Below are 13,964 nucleotides of genomic sequence, written 5' to 3'. Positions count from 1 at the left end.
TGATCGACGGTGCTGTCGACCGCGCCAGGACAACCGCCGCGGACCAGCCCCGAGCACCCGTCCCCGCCACCCGCCACACCACGCCGGGCAGGCCTGCTCCTCACCGCCGAAGCCACCGTGTCCCTCGCCGCCGCCGGACTGATGGTGCTCCTCGCCCGCAGCGTCGACGTCAACCCGCTCGACCGCATCGGCCAGATCAGCGGCCTCGCCGCCCTCCAACTCCGGCACGCCCTCATCGCCGTGGTCCTGCTCGCCCTCGTCGTGCTCACCACCCGAGTCCGCTGGGCCGCACACGCACCCCTGGCCCGCAGGATCACCGCCGCAGCCGCCGCCGGACTGTTCAGCGGACTCGTCGCCGGCGCCCTCGTGATCGCCCTGCGCGGCACCTCCTGGGGACTCAACGCCACCTACGGCGACGCCGGCACCCTCACCCGCTGGGCCCACGAAGTGATCACCACCGGCGCCTTCGTCGGCGACTACCCGCCCGGCTTCCCCCACGCCCTCGCCTGGTACTCCCAACTCACCGACACCCCACCCGAGTACAGCCTCCGGATCCTCCAGATCGTCGGCACCGCCCTCTTCGGGCCCATCGCCTACCTCAGCTGGCGACTCCTGCTGTCACCCCTGTGGGCACTCGCCCTCGGCGTCATCCCCGCCATCGTCCTCATCGACCCCTACAAGCCCTACACCAACCTCATGCTCGTGGTGCTCGTCCCCGTCCTGCTCGCCCTGCTCCGCAGGCTGCGCCGCGCCGGCGACACCCCGTGGCGCGACATCGTCCTCAAAGGCACCGGCTACGGCGCCCTCATCGGCGCGGTGTTCCTCATCTACTCCGGCTGGTTCGTCTGGTCCGCACCCGGCGTCCTCCTCGCCACCCTCCTGCTGTTCCCCTGGCGCACCGGGTGGCGCAAGGGCCTCGCCCTCGTCGCGATCACCGCCGCCGTGTTCGTCGCCGTCTCCGCAACCCACCTCGTCGGCATGCTCCGCGCCGGCGGCTCCGTCAAAGACCGCTTCTTCTACTGGGACACCTGGGTCGAACCCACCTACATCGCCATGTGGCGCGGCGACCTCCCCGGCAACACCGGCCCCTGGCCCCCACCCGGCGAACTCGGCGGCGTCGGCCTCTTCACCATCCTCGCCCTCACCGGCCTCGCCACCGCCATCGCCCTCGCCCGCACCCGCACCGTCGTCATCACCCTCACCGCGATCTTCGGCGGCGCCTGGCTCCTGCGCTTCCACTTCGGCTCCCAGATGTACGCCGCCGACGCCGTCCAGCTCTACCCCCGCAGCACCGCCGAACTCCTCTACTGCCTCCTGCTGCTCACCGGGTTCGCCGGCTACTACGGACTGCGCCACCTCCACGGCATCACCCGCGTCCGCACCGCGCTCGCCGCACCCTCGCTCGGCCTCGGCGTACTCACCGCCCTACTCCTGCTCATCGCCTCCGCCGGCTCCTCCACCGGCGACCGCTACATGCCCCGCACCGACAACTCCCTCGGCAGCCTCGCCTTCAACTCCCACCTGATCCGACTGCTCGACGGCAACTGCCCCGCCTACGCCGCCACCCTCAACCAGGGCTGCTTCGCACCGGACGACCCACGCCTGCGCGAACTCATGACCGAACTGCGCGACCGAGGCCCCAAGCCCGGCGAACTGCCGCACATCCCCGGCGAACGCTGACCACCCCACCCGCACGAATGCGAACATCACACGAGCGAGTGAAAATCGAGGGCGTGATGAAACTCAGCGCCACCGTCCTCGACGCACCCGACGCCCAAGCCCTCGCCCGCTTCTACCGCGACCTCCTCGGCTGGCCGCTCGGCGACGACGAACCCGGCTGGGCCACCGTCCGCCCACCCCAAGGCGGCGCCGGGCTGTCCTTCCAGACCGAAACCCGCTACCGACGCCCCACCTGGCCCGCAGGCGACGGCGACCAGCAGATGATGACCCACCTCGACATCGAGGTCGACGACCTCGACACCGCCGGCGCGCACGCCGTCGCCACCGGAGCCACCCTCGCCGAACACCAACCCCAGGACGACGTCCGCGTCTACCTCGACCCCGCCGGACACCCGTTCTGCCTCTGGATCCGCACCTGAGAACGCCCCACCCGCACCACGGACCGCACCCGGCCACAAGTCGTCCTCACCAGGCCCGCACCGACCACCACACCGCGCCCCGATAGGCTTCGGCGCCGCCACCCCCGACGCAGTCTCCGCACCGCCGCGGGTGGCCGGATCCAGGGGCCAGCAGTCCATCGCCGGGCGAAGGTGTGTCGACGAACGTGTGCACTGAAAACCGAACCGAACACGACAACGCGCCACCGGCCAGACCGGTGAACACCGGGGCGGAGTGGTCGCCGTGCAGCTGACCCCCGCCGACCAGCGCACCACCCCGACCCACCCCGGAGCGGACCGAACCGGAGCGGACCAGACCCGCCCGGCGACGTCGAGCGCCGACCAGGCCACCGTCCCCGACGCCACCCCCGTGCGCAGCGGCCCACGACGCCGCAGCCTGCTCATCACCGCCGAGATCATCGCCTCCCTCGCCGCCGCCGCCCTCATGGTGCTGCACGCCACCGGCGTCGACGTCGACCCGCTCGACCGCATCGGCCAGATCAGCGGCCTCGCCGCCCTCCAGTCCCGCTTCGCCCTCATCGCAGTGATCGCGACGGTCCTCGTCATCATCACCGCCCGCGTCCGCTGGCGCGCCTACGCACCCGCCGTGGAACGCATCGCCGCCGCCACCGCCGCAGGACTCTTCAGCGGACTCGTCGCCGGCGCCGTCGTCGTCGCCCTGGACGGCACCCCCTACGGCCTGCACGCCACCTACGGCGACTCCGGCGCACTCGTCGCCATCGCGCACTACATCGAGCAGCACGGCACCATGGAAGCCAACTACCCGCCCGGCTTCCCCCACATCCTCGCCTGGTACTCCCAGCTCACCGGCCAACCGCCCGAGTACGCGCTCAAGGCCCTCCACATCGGCATCACCGCCCTGTTCGGGCCCATCGCCTACCTCACCTGGCGACGCCTGCTCCCCCCGCTGTGGGCCCTGGGCCTCGGCATCGTCCCCGCCCTGCCGCTGATCGACCCCTACAAGCCCTACACCAACCTCATGCTGGTCGTGCTGATCCCGGTGCTGCTGCTCTTCCTGCGCCGACTGCGCGGGATCACCACCCGCACCACCCGCCAGGTCGTCCTCGCCGGCATCGCGTTCGGCGCCACGCTCGGCGTCGTGTTCCTGATCTACTCCGGCTGGTTCGTCTGGTCCGCACCCGGCTTCATCGTCGCCGCCCTGGTGCTCTGCCCCTGGCGCACCGGCCTGCGCAAGGCGCTGATCCTCGTCGCCGTCACCTCCGTCGTGTTCGTCGTCGTCTCCGCACGACACCTCTACGGCCTCCTGCTGGCGTCCGGCTCCATCAAGGACACCTACTTCTACTGGGACACCTGGGTCGAACCCGCCTACATCTCCATGTGGCGCGGCGACCTGCCCGGCATGGACCCCGGCCCCTGGCCGCCGCCCGGCGAACTCGGCGGCGTCGGCCTGTTCACGCTGCTCGCCGCCCTCGGCCTCGGCCTGGCGATCACGGTGGCCCGGCAGCGGACCGCTGTGATCATGCTCGCGTCGGTGTTCGTCGGCGCGTGGGTGCTGCGGTTCCACTTCGGCTCCAAGATGTACGCCGAGCAGGCCGTCCAGCTCTACCCGCGCAGCACCGCCGAACTGCTGTACTGCCTGCTGCTGCTCACCGGGTTCGCCGTCTACTACGAAGTCCGCAGGCGCACGGCGATCGGCGCCCCGAGGACCACCGGGGCGCGGCTCACCGGCTCGCGGTCGGCGGCCATCGGCGCGTTCACCGCGCTGTTCGTGGTGCTGGCGTCCGCCGGATCGGCCATCGGCGACAAGTACATGCCGCGCACCGACAACTCGCCGGGTCTGCTGGCGATGAACGCGCAGATGACGCAGCTGCTCGACGGCACGTGCTCCCGGTACGCGATCGAGTTCGGCCACGGCTGCTACGTCGAGGGCGACCAGGCGTACTTCCACCTGCTGCGGGAGCTCCAGGCAGCCGGGCCCAAGGTCGGCGAGCTGCACCGCGAGTGACGTATCGCCACGCGGGCGGTCAGTCCGATCCGATCGCCCGCGCAGCACCCCGGCCTCACGGAGGACTTTCAGGTGGTGCGAGGCAGTTCGACATGCCGACCGGCACGTCGAACTGCCCGCAGGCGATCCCGCCGGACCGCGCCGGCTCGGCGACGATCCGCAGTCGGACGGGGTCGGCGAACGCGTTCACCACCGTGGGAAGAGCGATGTTGGCCATGGCGGCGTGTTGTAGACCGCGCACGGTTTCGCATAGCAGTCGCTGCGGGGAAGATATCTTTTAGTCTACACTGAAGCTATAGAGTTGTTAAAACTGTTAGGGTGATCAGGTGACCCTGCCCGAACCGGTGCGTGCGGAGCTGGACCGCGTCACGCACGCCGTCCTGGTCGACCACGCGGCGCTGGAGCAGGTGCGCCGCCGGTTCGACGACGAGCAGGCGGCCTCGCTCTCCGGCTACTTGCGGGCGGCCCAGTCCCCGAACACCCTGCGCGCCTACCGCTCGGACTGGGTGGGCTGGGCGGCGTGGTGCGAGGCCGAGGGCCGGGTGGCGCTGCCCGCCGACCCGGTGGACGTCGCGGTGTACCTGGCGGTGGCGGCGGACACGACGAAAGCCGACGGCTCCCCCGCGTTCGGTCCGTCCACGTTGGAGCGCAAGGCCGCCGCGATCGCCGCCGTGCACGCCGCCGGCGGGCTACCCTCCCCCACCCGCTCGGACGTCGTGCGGCTGACGTTGCGCGGTATCCGCCGCACCCGGCAGACCCAGCCCAGGCGCAAGCGCCCGGTGTTGCTGGGGACGTTGGAGGCGTTGCTGGCCGAACGGCCGCCGCCGGGGTGGCCGACGGGCGTGGCGCGCCGCCGTGACGCGCTGCTGCTGCTGGTGGGGTTCGCGGGCGCGTTGCGGCGCAGCGAGCTGGCCGCGGTGGCGCTGGAGGACGTCACGGTGGACGTGGACCCCCGCACGCACGAGCCGCTGCTCCTGGTCGAGTTGGGCGTCACGAAGACCGACCAGACCGGCGCGCACCGGCAGCGGGTGGTGCTCCCCCGCGGCGCCCGCCGCCCGACGTGCCCGGTGTGCTCGTTCGCCGACTGGGTGGACGTGCTGACCGCGCCGGACCGGCGGGCCCTGCTGGAGAACGAGGGCGACCCGCCGCCGACGCACCGCTGCCACGGCTACCGGCCGGGTCCGCTGCGCGGGCCGTTGTTCCCGTCGGTGACCCGGCACGGCGGCGTCGGCACGCGGTCGATGTCGGACCGGGCGGTGTCGGACGTGGTGAAGCGGTACGCGCTGCGGGCCGGCCTGGACCCGGCGATGTTCGGCGGGCACTCGCTGCGGGCGGGGTTCGCCACGCAGGCCGCGCTGGGCGGGGCGAGCGACCGGGAGATCATGCGGCAGGGCCGCTGGACGAACCCCCGGACCGTGCACCGCTACATCCGGACGGCGAACCCGTTGGAGGACAACGCCGTCACCCGCCTCGGACTGTGATCAAGAGCGCACGCGCGGTCGTTAACTTCTCACACCCGCAGTCCTTCCGGGCGGAACCGAACGGTCTAGCCGGTTAGGGCACCCGAGCGCTTGCCAGGGTTTGTTTCCGCGGTGTTTCCACAGGCTGTGAGCTGGGGTTTTAGCGCTGCTCGGTGCCGGCGCGGCGAATGACCTGCACACGGCGGCGCGACGCGGCCGGCCGCCCACCCCTCGGGAGGGCATTTACCCGGGCGTTAACGCCAATACGATCAGTCCCACGTGGCCGCCCGCCCCGGCCGGACGCACCGTGGCCCCCGGACTACCCTGCACTGTCCGGGGGCCACGCGATGCTTCGGGAACGGGTGCCGTCAGGCGCCGGTGGTACCGCCCACGACGGCGTCGGAGGACAGCGGCTCGGCCGCCTTGGCCTCCGCGGGCGCGGGCGCGAGTGCGGACAGGTCGCCGCCGTTGTCGTTGACGCGCAGCACGAACGGCCGCGTCTCCGTGTACTGGACGACGGACACGGACGCCGGGTCGACCACGATGCGCTGGAACCCGTCGAGGTGGACGCCGAGCGCGTCGGCCAGCAGCGCCTTGATCACGTCACCGTGGCTGCACGCCAGCCACACCGCACGTGGCCCGTGTTCGGCGGTGACGCGGGCGTCGTGGGCCCTGATGGCGGCCACAGCGCGCGCCTGGAGGCCGGCGAGGCCTTCCCCATCGGGGAACACCGCCGCGGACGGGTGCTGCTGCACGACCGTCCACAGCGGCTCGCCGACGAGGTCCTTGATCGCCCGCCCGGTCCACTGGCCGTAGTCGACCTCGACGATGTCCGGTTCGACGGTCGCGTCGAGGCCGCGTTCGGCGAGCAGGGGCGCCAAGGTCTGCCGGCAGCGTTCCAGCGGTGACGTCACCACCGCGCTGAGCGGGACGCCGGCGAGCCGGTCGACCAGGGCCGCGGCCTGGTCCTCGCCCCGGTCGGACAGCCGCACGCCGGGCCGGCGGCCCGCGAGGACGCCCGATCCGTTGGCGGTGGACCGGGCGTGTCGCAGCAGGATCACGGTAGCCACGGGGGCAACCCTATGTCGGGTTGAGCAGACCCATCGACAGCAGCCCCATCAGCGTGATGCCCAGCAGCAGCCGGTACCACACGAACGCGGAGTAGCTGTGCTTCGAGACGTACCGCAGCAGCCAGGCGATCGTGGCGTAGCCGACGCCGAACGCGACGATCGTGGCGACGATCATCTGCGGCACCGACGCGGCGTTGGACCCGGACCTGTCGAGCACGTCGGGGATGCTGAAGATCCCGGCGCCGAACACGGCGGGCAGCGCCAGCAGGAACGAGTAGCGCGCGGCGGCGGCGCGGTCCAGACCGAGGAACAGGCCCGCGGTGAGGGTGCCGCCGGAGCGGGACACACCGGGGATCAGCGCGAGGGCCTGGGCGAGGCCCATGCCGACGGCGTCGCTGAGCTTCAGCTTCGACCGCAGGTGCTGGGCGAAGTGGTCGGCCACGCCGAGCAGGATGCCGAACACCACCAGCACCGTGGCGGTGATCCACAGGTTCCGGAACGAGGACCGGATCTCGTCCTTGAACAGGTAGCCCAGCACGCTGATCGGGATCGACCCGATGATGACGTACCAGGCCATCCGGTAGTCCTCGGTCTTGCGCGCGGCCTTGCTGTACAGGCCGCGGAACCACGCCGCGATGAAGTTGCCGATGTCCTTGGCGAAGTAGATCAACACCGCTACCTCGGTGCCCAACTGGATGACCGCGGTGAACGACGCGCCCGCATCGTTGCCGAAGAACAGTGTGGAGACGATCCTCACGTGCGCCGACGAGGAAATGGGCAGGAATTCCGTCAGTCCTTGGACCAGTCCTAGGACTAGGGCCTGCAACCAGCTCAACTACCCACTCCTGCCAAATCCAGAGCTTCGGTCGCCGTGCGGAGCGCGGCGATCCCCTGCTGAAGATCTTGCAGCATGGGCGAAATCGTCAGTGTGGTGACCCCTGCTTCGGCGTAGGCGCGCATGCCGTCGGCGATGCGCTCCCTGGGGCCGAGCAGCGAGGTGGCGTCGAGGAACTCGACCGGCACGGCGGCCATGGCGCCCTCGTAGTCCTTGGCGAGGTACTTGTCCTGAACCTCGGCGGCTTCGGCGGCGAAGCCCATGCGGACGGCGTTGTCGTTGTAGAAGTTCTTCTGCCGGCTGCCCATCCCGCCGATGTACAGCGCCGCGTACGGGCGGGCGTGGTCGGCGCACTCACGCCAGTCCTCGCCGACGAACATCGGCACGGTGGCGGCGATGTCGAACCCGTCGAGGGTCTTGCCCGCCTTCTCCCGGCCCGCCTTGAGGGACGCGAGGGCGTCACCGGAGTGCTCGGCCGACAGGAACAGCGCGAGCCAGCCGTCGCCGATCTCGCCCGCGAGCTCGACGTTCTTCGGGCCGACGGCGGCGAGGTAGACCGGGATGTGCTCGCGCACCGGGTGCACGGTGAGGGTGAGGGCCTTGCCGGGGCCGTCGGGCAGCGGCAGCGTGTAGTGCTCGCCCTCGTAGCGCAGCCGGTCGCGGCGCAGGGCGGCGCGCACGATGTCGACGTACTCGCGGGTGCGGCCCAGCGGCTTGTCGAACCGCACGCCGTGCCAGCCCTCCGACACCTGCGGCCCGGACACGCCGAGGCCGAGCCGGAACCGGCCGCCGGACAGCGAGTCGAGGGTGGCGGCGGTCATCGCGGTCATCGCCGGTGTCCGCGCGGGGATCTGGAGGATCGCGCTGCCGACATCGACGCGTTCGGTCTGCGCGGCGATCCACGCCAACACCGTGGGCGCGTCGGAGCCGTAGGCCTCGGCGGCCCACACCACCGAGTACCCCAGTCGGTCCGCTTCCCTGGCCAGTTCGAGGTTCGCGGCATCGTTGCCCGCGCCCCAGTACCCGAGGTTCAGTCCCAGTCGCACGGACCGGGACCCTACCGTTCGGTAACCTGGTTGGCCAGGGCGGTCCGCGGGACCGGTTCCCCGATCGGGCGAGATTCGCCCTTGACAGGCGCGCGCCACGACCCGCCGGATTTTCGATCACCCCTTAGGCTCCCCCGCGTGGAACAGCGATACCTCGGCCGCAGCGGACTGCGGGTCTCCCGGATGGCCCTGGGCACGATGACCTGGGGACGGGACACCGACGCGGACGAGGCGGCCACGCAGCTGCTGGCGTTCACCGAAGCGGGCGGCACGCTGGTGGACACCGCCGACGTGTACGTCGAGGGCGAGAGCGAGCGGATCCTCGGCGGGCTCCTGGGCGAGGTGGTGCCGCGCGAGGACGTGGTGATCGCGACGAAGGCGGTGGCGCGGCGCAACGACGGCCCGTTCGGCGGCGGTGCGTCACGGGGCGCCCTGCTGCACGCGCTGGACGGGTCGCTGCGCCGGCTGGGCGTGGAGCACGTGGACCTGTGGCAGCTGCACGCGTGGGACCCGAACGTGCCGCTGGAGGAGACGCTGTCGGCGCTGGACACGGCCGTCGCGTCGGGCAAGGTCCGGTACGCGGGGGTGTCGAACTACTCGGGCTGGCAGCTGGGCACGGCGGCGGCGCTGCCGGGGCACACGCCGCTGGTGTCGGCGCAGGTGGAGTACTCGCTGCTGGAGCGCGGCGTGGAGCGCGAGGTGGTGCCCGCGGCCGAGTACCACCGGGTAGGGCTGCTGCCGTGGGCGCCGTTGGGGCGGGGCGTGCTGACCGGCAAGTACCGCAACGGCACGCCGGCCGACTCGCGGGGCGCGTCGCCGCACTTCGCCGGGTACGTGGAGCTGCACCGCACGGAGCGGGCGGCGCGGATCGTGCAGGCGGTGGCGACGGCGGCGGACGGGTTGGGCACGAACGCGCTGTGCGTGGCGCTGGCGTGGGTGCGGGACCGGCCGGGCGTGGTGGCCCCTGTGGTGGGCGCGCGGGACACCGCGCAGCTGCTGGGGTCGCTCGCGGCGGAGGAGTTGACGTTGCCGCCGGCGATCCGGGCGGCGCTGGACGACGTGAGCGCGGTGGAGTTCGGCTACCCGGAACGGCGGCTCGGCTGATCCGCGCCGTTTGTCCGAATGGACCAAGGCTGGGCGGAATGTTGCTTTCCGTGATTGATCCTGTGAGTTGCGTGACCCTGCGTCACCTTCAAGGCCGAACCGGGTCTACTTTCAGCCGGTGCGTGAATTGAGCGGTGAGCCGACCGCGGTGACGCGGCGTCGGTTGTTCGGCATCACGGCGGGCACGGCGGCCGGGACCTTCGTGGCCGCCGCGTCGGCCGCCGTGCCCGCGTCGGCGGCTCCGTCCCAGCAGAGTCCGCCCCAGCAGGGTCCGCCCCAGCAGAGTCCGCCCCGGTGGGGTCGGTCCAGGTCCGGTGAGGCCACGTCCCTCGACGCGGACGCCGCGTGGCGCAAGCTCGCGGACGGCAACCACCGTTTCGTCACCGGGCGCCAGACCCACCCGCACGAGTCGCTGCGGTGGCGGGAGTCGCTGGTGGAGGGGCAGCACCCGTTCGCGGTGGTGCTGGGGTGCGCGGACTCGCGGGTGCCGCCGGAGCTGGTGTTCGACCACGGGCTGGGCGACCTGTTCACCATCCGCGCGGCGGGCGAGGTGCTCGACAACAGCGTGCTGGGCAGCGTCGAGTACGCGGTGGAGCACCTGGGTGTGCCGCTGGTGGTGGTGCTGGGGCACGCGAAGTGCGGCGCGGTGTCGGCGGCGGTCGACGTGGTGCGCGGCCGGGCCGAGGTGTCGGGTGACGTGAGCGTGCTGGTGCGGGCGATCGAGCCGGCCGTGCTGTCCACGCCGCCGGACGCGGACGAGGCGCGGTTCCTCGCGGCGGCGGTGGACAACCAGGCCCGGCGGGTGGCGTCGCTGGCGCTGGAGCGGTCGGTGACGCTGCGGACGGCGGTGGCGCACCACGGGCTGCAGGTCGTCGCGGCCAGCTACCGGCTCGACACCGGCGCGGTGACCCGGCTGACCTGACGCCGGGTCAGGCGGTCGTCTCGCCCACCATCCGGAACCACTCGCGGACCCCGCCGAGCCCGCCCTCCAGCCAGTCGGCGATGTCGGCGGCGAGGTCCAGCGCGCGAGGTGTTCGGACGCGACCGGCGAGGTGGTCGGCCAGGTCGTGGATGCGCCGCACCGGGGGCGGGTGGTTGCCCGCGAACGGGACGGTGAGGCCCAGCTCGTCGGCGAGCCGGTCGGTGACCTCGTGCAGGAACAGCACCAGCAGCACCGCGCCGACCAGGCACGGCTCGTGCGCGTCGAGCTCACGGGGGCCGAGGTCGTCCAGCGCGTGCAGCATGATCACGGCGGCGATGCGGTCGGCCTCGTGCTCGCGGGGCCAGCCGACGGACCGCGCGTCGAGCGCGCCGACGGGCGTGTCGGGGTCGGTGCGGCGACTGGCGTGGACGAGGTGCCCGGCCAGCAGGTGCGCCACCTCGTGCGCGAGCACGAACTGGGTGGCGCGGCGGGCCATCAGGCCGGCCAGGGCGAGGCGTTGCCCGGACAGCTCGGGCAGCCGTTGGGCCTGGACCGCGCCGTTGCCGTAGAGGTGGGCGTTGAGGGCCTCCGCGAGCGCGTAGGACGCCTGTTCGGTGGTCAGCAGGGACGGTGTGCCGTAGGTCGGCGACGTCCCGGTCATGATCTTCAGCACGGCGTCGAGCAGGTCCAGCAGGGACGTGTCGACCAGGACGAGGACGCCGCGGCCGGGCAGCGGGACGGTGATCCCGTCGAGGGTGCCGGTGGGGAACACGCCCGCGAGGACCGGTGTGTCGACGGGCAGCCCGGCGGCGCGCGCCAGGTGCAGCACCTCGGGTTGCAGGGCGTCCAGGGTGCGTTGCCGGTCGTGCAGGTGCGCGGGCCGGTAGGCGGCGGGGCGGACGCGGACCTCGGCCAGGCGGGCGAGCCTGGCGGGCAGCGGTTCGGCGGCCACGCTGGTCCACGTGTGGTAGCGCGGGGCCGTGTCGGCGGGGTGCGCCCGGGGGTCCAGGTGGTCGACGACCCGCCGGTCCCGCAGCAGTCGGACGTGGGTGCTCCGCAGCTCCTCGATCGTCATCGCGCCGCCTTCCCTCACCGGGGATGGTGGCCGCAACGGGACGGCGCGGGTGGGCGGAGCGCGACTACCACCCTCCCAGACCAACGACAACACCCGCCCCCTGCGTGACGATGGTGGTTCGGTGATGGATGCTGGGAGGGCAGTGAGCGAACGGGTTAACGGGGAGGTCCGACGTTGCGCCGACTCGCGGCGGTAGTGCTCACCGGGGCCGTGCTGGTCTCCGGTTGTGCGGCCGAGGACAACCCGGCCGACCCGTTGCAGCTCGCGGCGACGTTGGAGCCGGCCCGACCGGCGGTGGCGCCGGAGCAGCCCGCGACGCCGGAGGGCCGGGTGCTGCCGCTGGGGCGGGCGACGTCGGTCGCGGTGGCCGGCGGGCACGTCGCCGTGGCGCTGGCCGATCCGCCCTCGGTGGCCCTGTACCCGCTCGACACCCCGGGTGAGCCGGTGGTGGTGCCGCTGCCCGGTCCGGCGGAGCGGCTGGTGGCCGTCGGTGACGCGGTGGAGGCCGTGGTGCCCGCCGGTGTCGTGGTGACGGTGCGGCCCGACGGGTCGACGTCCGAGCGCGCGGTGGAGGGCGGGCCGGTGGACGTGGCCCGGGTCGACGGCACGACGTTGGTGGCTCAGCGGGACTTGAAGCAGGTGTCGGTCGACGGGCACGTGGTGCGCGGCATCTCCAGCCCCGACCGGCTGGTCGCGGTGGGCGGTGCGGCGGTGGTGCTGGACCGGCCGCGCAGCGCGGTGTTCGACCTGGACCCGGCGGCGGACAGCCCCGGTGCGGGGCTGCGCGCGGGCGAGGGCGCGACGAACGCGGTGGCCGACAAGTTCGGCCGGGTGTTCGTGGTGGACACGCGCGGCGGCGAGCTGATGGCGTTCTCCACCGCTCCGCTGATCATGCGGTTGCGCTACCCGTTGCCGGGAGCGCCGTACGGGATGGCCTACGACGAGGCGCGGGACCTGGTGTGGATCACCCTCACCGGGCGCAACGAGGTCGTGGGGTTCGACGTCACCGGTGACGAGCCGGTGGAGAAGCACCGGTACGCCACGGTCCGCCAGCCGGACTCGGTGGCGGTTGATCCAGGCAGCGGGCGCGTGTTCGTCGCGTCCGGGGACGGCCGAGGGATGCAGGTGATCGGGTGATGGGCGATGAGGTGGTCGACGGGGACTGGGAGTACCGGCCGCTGCGGCTGCCGGCCGGTGTCTCCCGTCGCACGGCGACGACGCAGCTGACGATCCACGCGGAGTTCGCCGGGTGGGAGCTGTCGCGGACGTTGTTGTTCGGGGACGGTTCGCGCAAGGTGTGGCTGCGCCGCAAGCGGACGGCCGCCGTGATGCCGGGTGTAATCACCTAGGCACAGCCCGAGGCCCTTCCCGGACGTGAACCACCACGGCTGTGGTACCACAGCCGTGGTGGTTCACCGGACCGTATCCGCCTGCGCCTGGCCGCCGGCGCCCTGGATCAAGGGCCCGGGCATCGCAGGAACGGCGTCAGTCGCCCGTCGCCACCCAGGAGCGCACGTCACCCGTGTCCCGGGCCGCCTGGTTCGGGTGCACGGTGCGGACATAGTTCTGGCAGTTGAAATCCTCGAACAGGTGCACCCAGTTGTCGGTCCTGTTACGGACCGACCTGGCTGTGTCGCCACCGAGATCGACGGCTTCGCAGTCGTCGGACAGGTCTTCGGCGGTAGAAGGCGGCATGAAGTCCGGGTGGACGTAGAAACACACCTTGTTATCCGGGCACAGCACCCGTTCGTCAGGCGTGTCGGACGCCCCGGCGACGCCGGGCGAAGCCCCCAGCATGGCGATCATGAATGCGCTCGCCGCCCATTTCGAAACCTTCATCTGTATCACTCCACGAGTTTGCCGAAAGTCATTGTGAGCGTAGGGGTCATACCCCGACCCGATTACGATGTTAGGGCGGCGACGGACTTCAGACCAGGCACTACCAGCGAGTGAATACCTACGAGCGACCTCGATCACCCATCGGAATGAAAGCATTCTCAACTCGCCCGTAGTACCGGATCGGAGGTCACTCTTTCGAACGGTGAAGAGCAGGTCGACGATGAATAGTTCTGGGTTCCCGGACGTGGCTTGAACCTTCACCGACGACGACCGATTTCACCGAGACGAATCCCGGGAGACCAGCGGTCGGAGACTTCCGAACGTAGCGCGGCGTCCCCCGGAGGCGAGGTTTGACGGAAGGAGGAGCACATCCGGCTACGCACCGCTACCGCGATCCGCGGAGTCCGTGACCTCCGCGGATCGCGGGAACGGTCACCCGCTGGAGTTGCCGGCGTCGACCACCAGCCGGAACCGCGTGTGCTTCCGACCAGGACGGCTACGCCAACACG

General features: G+C 71.8%; 14 protein-coding genes. 8 read left to right on the top strand and 6 right to left on the bottom strand.

Annotated features, from left to right (window positions below; genetic code table 11):
• Positions 1-9 precede the first annotated feature (9 nt).
• The 3 genes from ACRAKI_RS18080 (at position 10) to ACRAKI_RS18070 (ending at position 4,104) form a co-directional block, all read left to right on the top strand.
• The gene (locus ACRAKI_RS18080; RefSeq protein ID WP_447008274.1) at positions 10-1,680 is read left to right on the top strand and encodes a hypothetical protein; all 1,671 of its coding nucleotides are present in this window, start codon (positions 10-12) and stop codon (positions 1,678-1,680) included.
• Between the two features lie 56 nt (positions 1,681-1,736).
• A complete protein-coding gene (locus ACRAKI_RS18075; RefSeq protein ID WP_447008445.1) occupies positions 1,737-2,099 on the top strand; it encodes a VOC family protein in 363 nt (120 codons plus the stop codon).
• Between the two features lie 262 nt (positions 2,100-2,361).
• Positions 2,362-4,104 carry a hypothetical protein gene (locus ACRAKI_RS18070; RefSeq protein WP_447008273.1) on the top strand — a complete coding sequence of 581 codons (1,743 nt, stop codon included), beginning with the start codon at positions 2,362-2,364 and terminating at the stop codon, positions 4,102-4,104.
• 55 nt (positions 4,105-4,159) lie between these two features.
• Here the strand turns inward: ACRAKI_RS18070 and ACRAKI_RS18065 are convergent, their stop codons facing one another.
• On the bottom strand, positions 4,160-4,321 hold the full coding sequence (locus ACRAKI_RS18065; protein WP_447008272.1) for a hypothetical protein: 162 nt from the start codon (positions 4,319-4,321) through the stop codon (positions 4,160-4,162).
• 109 nt (positions 4,322-4,430) lie between these two features.
• Between ACRAKI_RS18065 and ACRAKI_RS18060 the strand changes: the two genes are divergently transcribed.
• Entirely contained in the window at positions 4,431-5,585 is a 1,155-nt protein-coding gene (locus ACRAKI_RS18060; RefSeq protein ID WP_447008271.1) for a site-specific integrase, read from the top strand.
• A 347-nt stretch (positions 5,586-5,932) separates the two neighbouring features.
• On the opposite strand, the gene ACRAKI_RS18055 is transcribed toward ACRAKI_RS18060, so the two are convergent.
• From ACRAKI_RS18055 to ACRAKI_RS18045, 3 genes are read right to left on the bottom strand one after another with little or no spacing between them, the layout of a single operon-like run.
• Positions 5,933-6,634, bottom strand: a complete 702-nt coding sequence (locus ACRAKI_RS18055; protein ID WP_447008270.1) for a histidine phosphatase family protein — start codon at positions 6,632-6,634, stop codon at positions 5,933-5,935.
• Between the two features lie 10 nt (positions 6,635-6,644).
• The gene (locus tag ACRAKI_RS18050; RefSeq protein ID WP_447008269.1) at positions 6,645-7,469 is read right to left on the bottom strand and encodes an undecaprenyl-diphosphate phosphatase; all 825 of its coding nucleotides are present in this window, start codon (positions 7,467-7,469) and stop codon (positions 6,645-6,647) included.
• Positions 7,466-8,515, bottom strand: a complete 1,050-nt coding sequence (locus tag ACRAKI_RS18045; RefSeq protein ID WP_447008268.1) for an LLM class F420-dependent oxidoreductase — start codon at positions 8,513-8,515, stop codon at positions 7,466-7,468. Before ACRAKI_RS18045 ends, ACRAKI_RS18050 begins: the two co-directional genes overlap by 4 nt.
• A 138-nt stretch (positions 8,516-8,653) precedes the next feature.
• Between ACRAKI_RS18045 and ACRAKI_RS18040 the strand changes: the two genes are divergently transcribed.
• Together ACRAKI_RS18040 and ACRAKI_RS18035 are read left to right on the top strand one after the other, a co-directional pair.
• On the top strand, positions 8,654-9,619 hold the full coding sequence (locus tag ACRAKI_RS18040; protein WP_447008267.1) for an aldo/keto reductase: 966 nt from the start codon (positions 8,654-8,656) through the stop codon (positions 9,617-9,619).
• A gap of 118 nt (positions 9,620-9,737) precedes the next feature.
• On the top strand, positions 9,738-10,541 hold the full coding sequence (locus tag ACRAKI_RS18035; protein ID WP_447008266.1) for a carbonic anhydrase: 804 nt from the start codon (positions 9,738-9,740) through the stop codon (positions 10,539-10,541).
• Between the two features lie 7 nt (positions 10,542-10,548).
• On the opposite strand, the gene ACRAKI_RS18030 is transcribed toward ACRAKI_RS18035, so the two are convergent.
• Positions 10,549-11,616, bottom strand: a complete 1,068-nt coding sequence (locus tag ACRAKI_RS18030) for a hypothetical protein (protein ID WP_447008265.1) — start codon at positions 11,614-11,616, stop codon at positions 10,549-10,551.
• 174 nt (positions 11,617-11,790) lie between these two features.
• Here ACRAKI_RS18030 and ACRAKI_RS18025 point away from each other — a divergent pair, with 174 nt between their 5' ends.
• Both ACRAKI_RS18025 and ACRAKI_RS18020 read left to right on the top strand, forming a co-directional pair.
• Complete coding sequence (locus tag ACRAKI_RS18025; RefSeq protein WP_447008264.1) at positions 11,791-12,753, top strand: YncE family protein; 963 nt, start codon at positions 11,791-11,793, stop codon at positions 12,751-12,753.
• Positions 12,753-12,965 carry a DUF5703 family protein gene (locus ACRAKI_RS18020; RefSeq protein ID WP_447008263.1) on the top strand — a complete coding sequence of 71 codons (213 nt, stop codon included), beginning with the start codon at positions 12,753-12,755 and terminating at the stop codon, positions 12,963-12,965. The genes ACRAKI_RS18025 and ACRAKI_RS18020 overlap by 1 nt, the downstream gene beginning before the upstream one ends.
• A gap of 136 nt (positions 12,966-13,101) precedes the next feature.
• On the opposite strand, the gene ACRAKI_RS18015 is transcribed toward ACRAKI_RS18020, so the two are convergent.
• Positions 13,102-13,455 carry a peptidase inhibitor family I36 protein gene (locus tag ACRAKI_RS18015; RefSeq protein WP_447008262.1) on the bottom strand — a complete coding sequence of 118 codons (354 nt, stop codon included), beginning with the start codon at positions 13,453-13,455 and terminating at the stop codon, positions 13,102-13,104.
• Positions 13,456-13,964 lie beyond the last annotated feature (509 nt).

The organism is Saccharothrix isguenensis (assembly GCF_052936305.1).
This window is presented reverse-complemented; position numbering and strand designations above follow the sequence as displayed.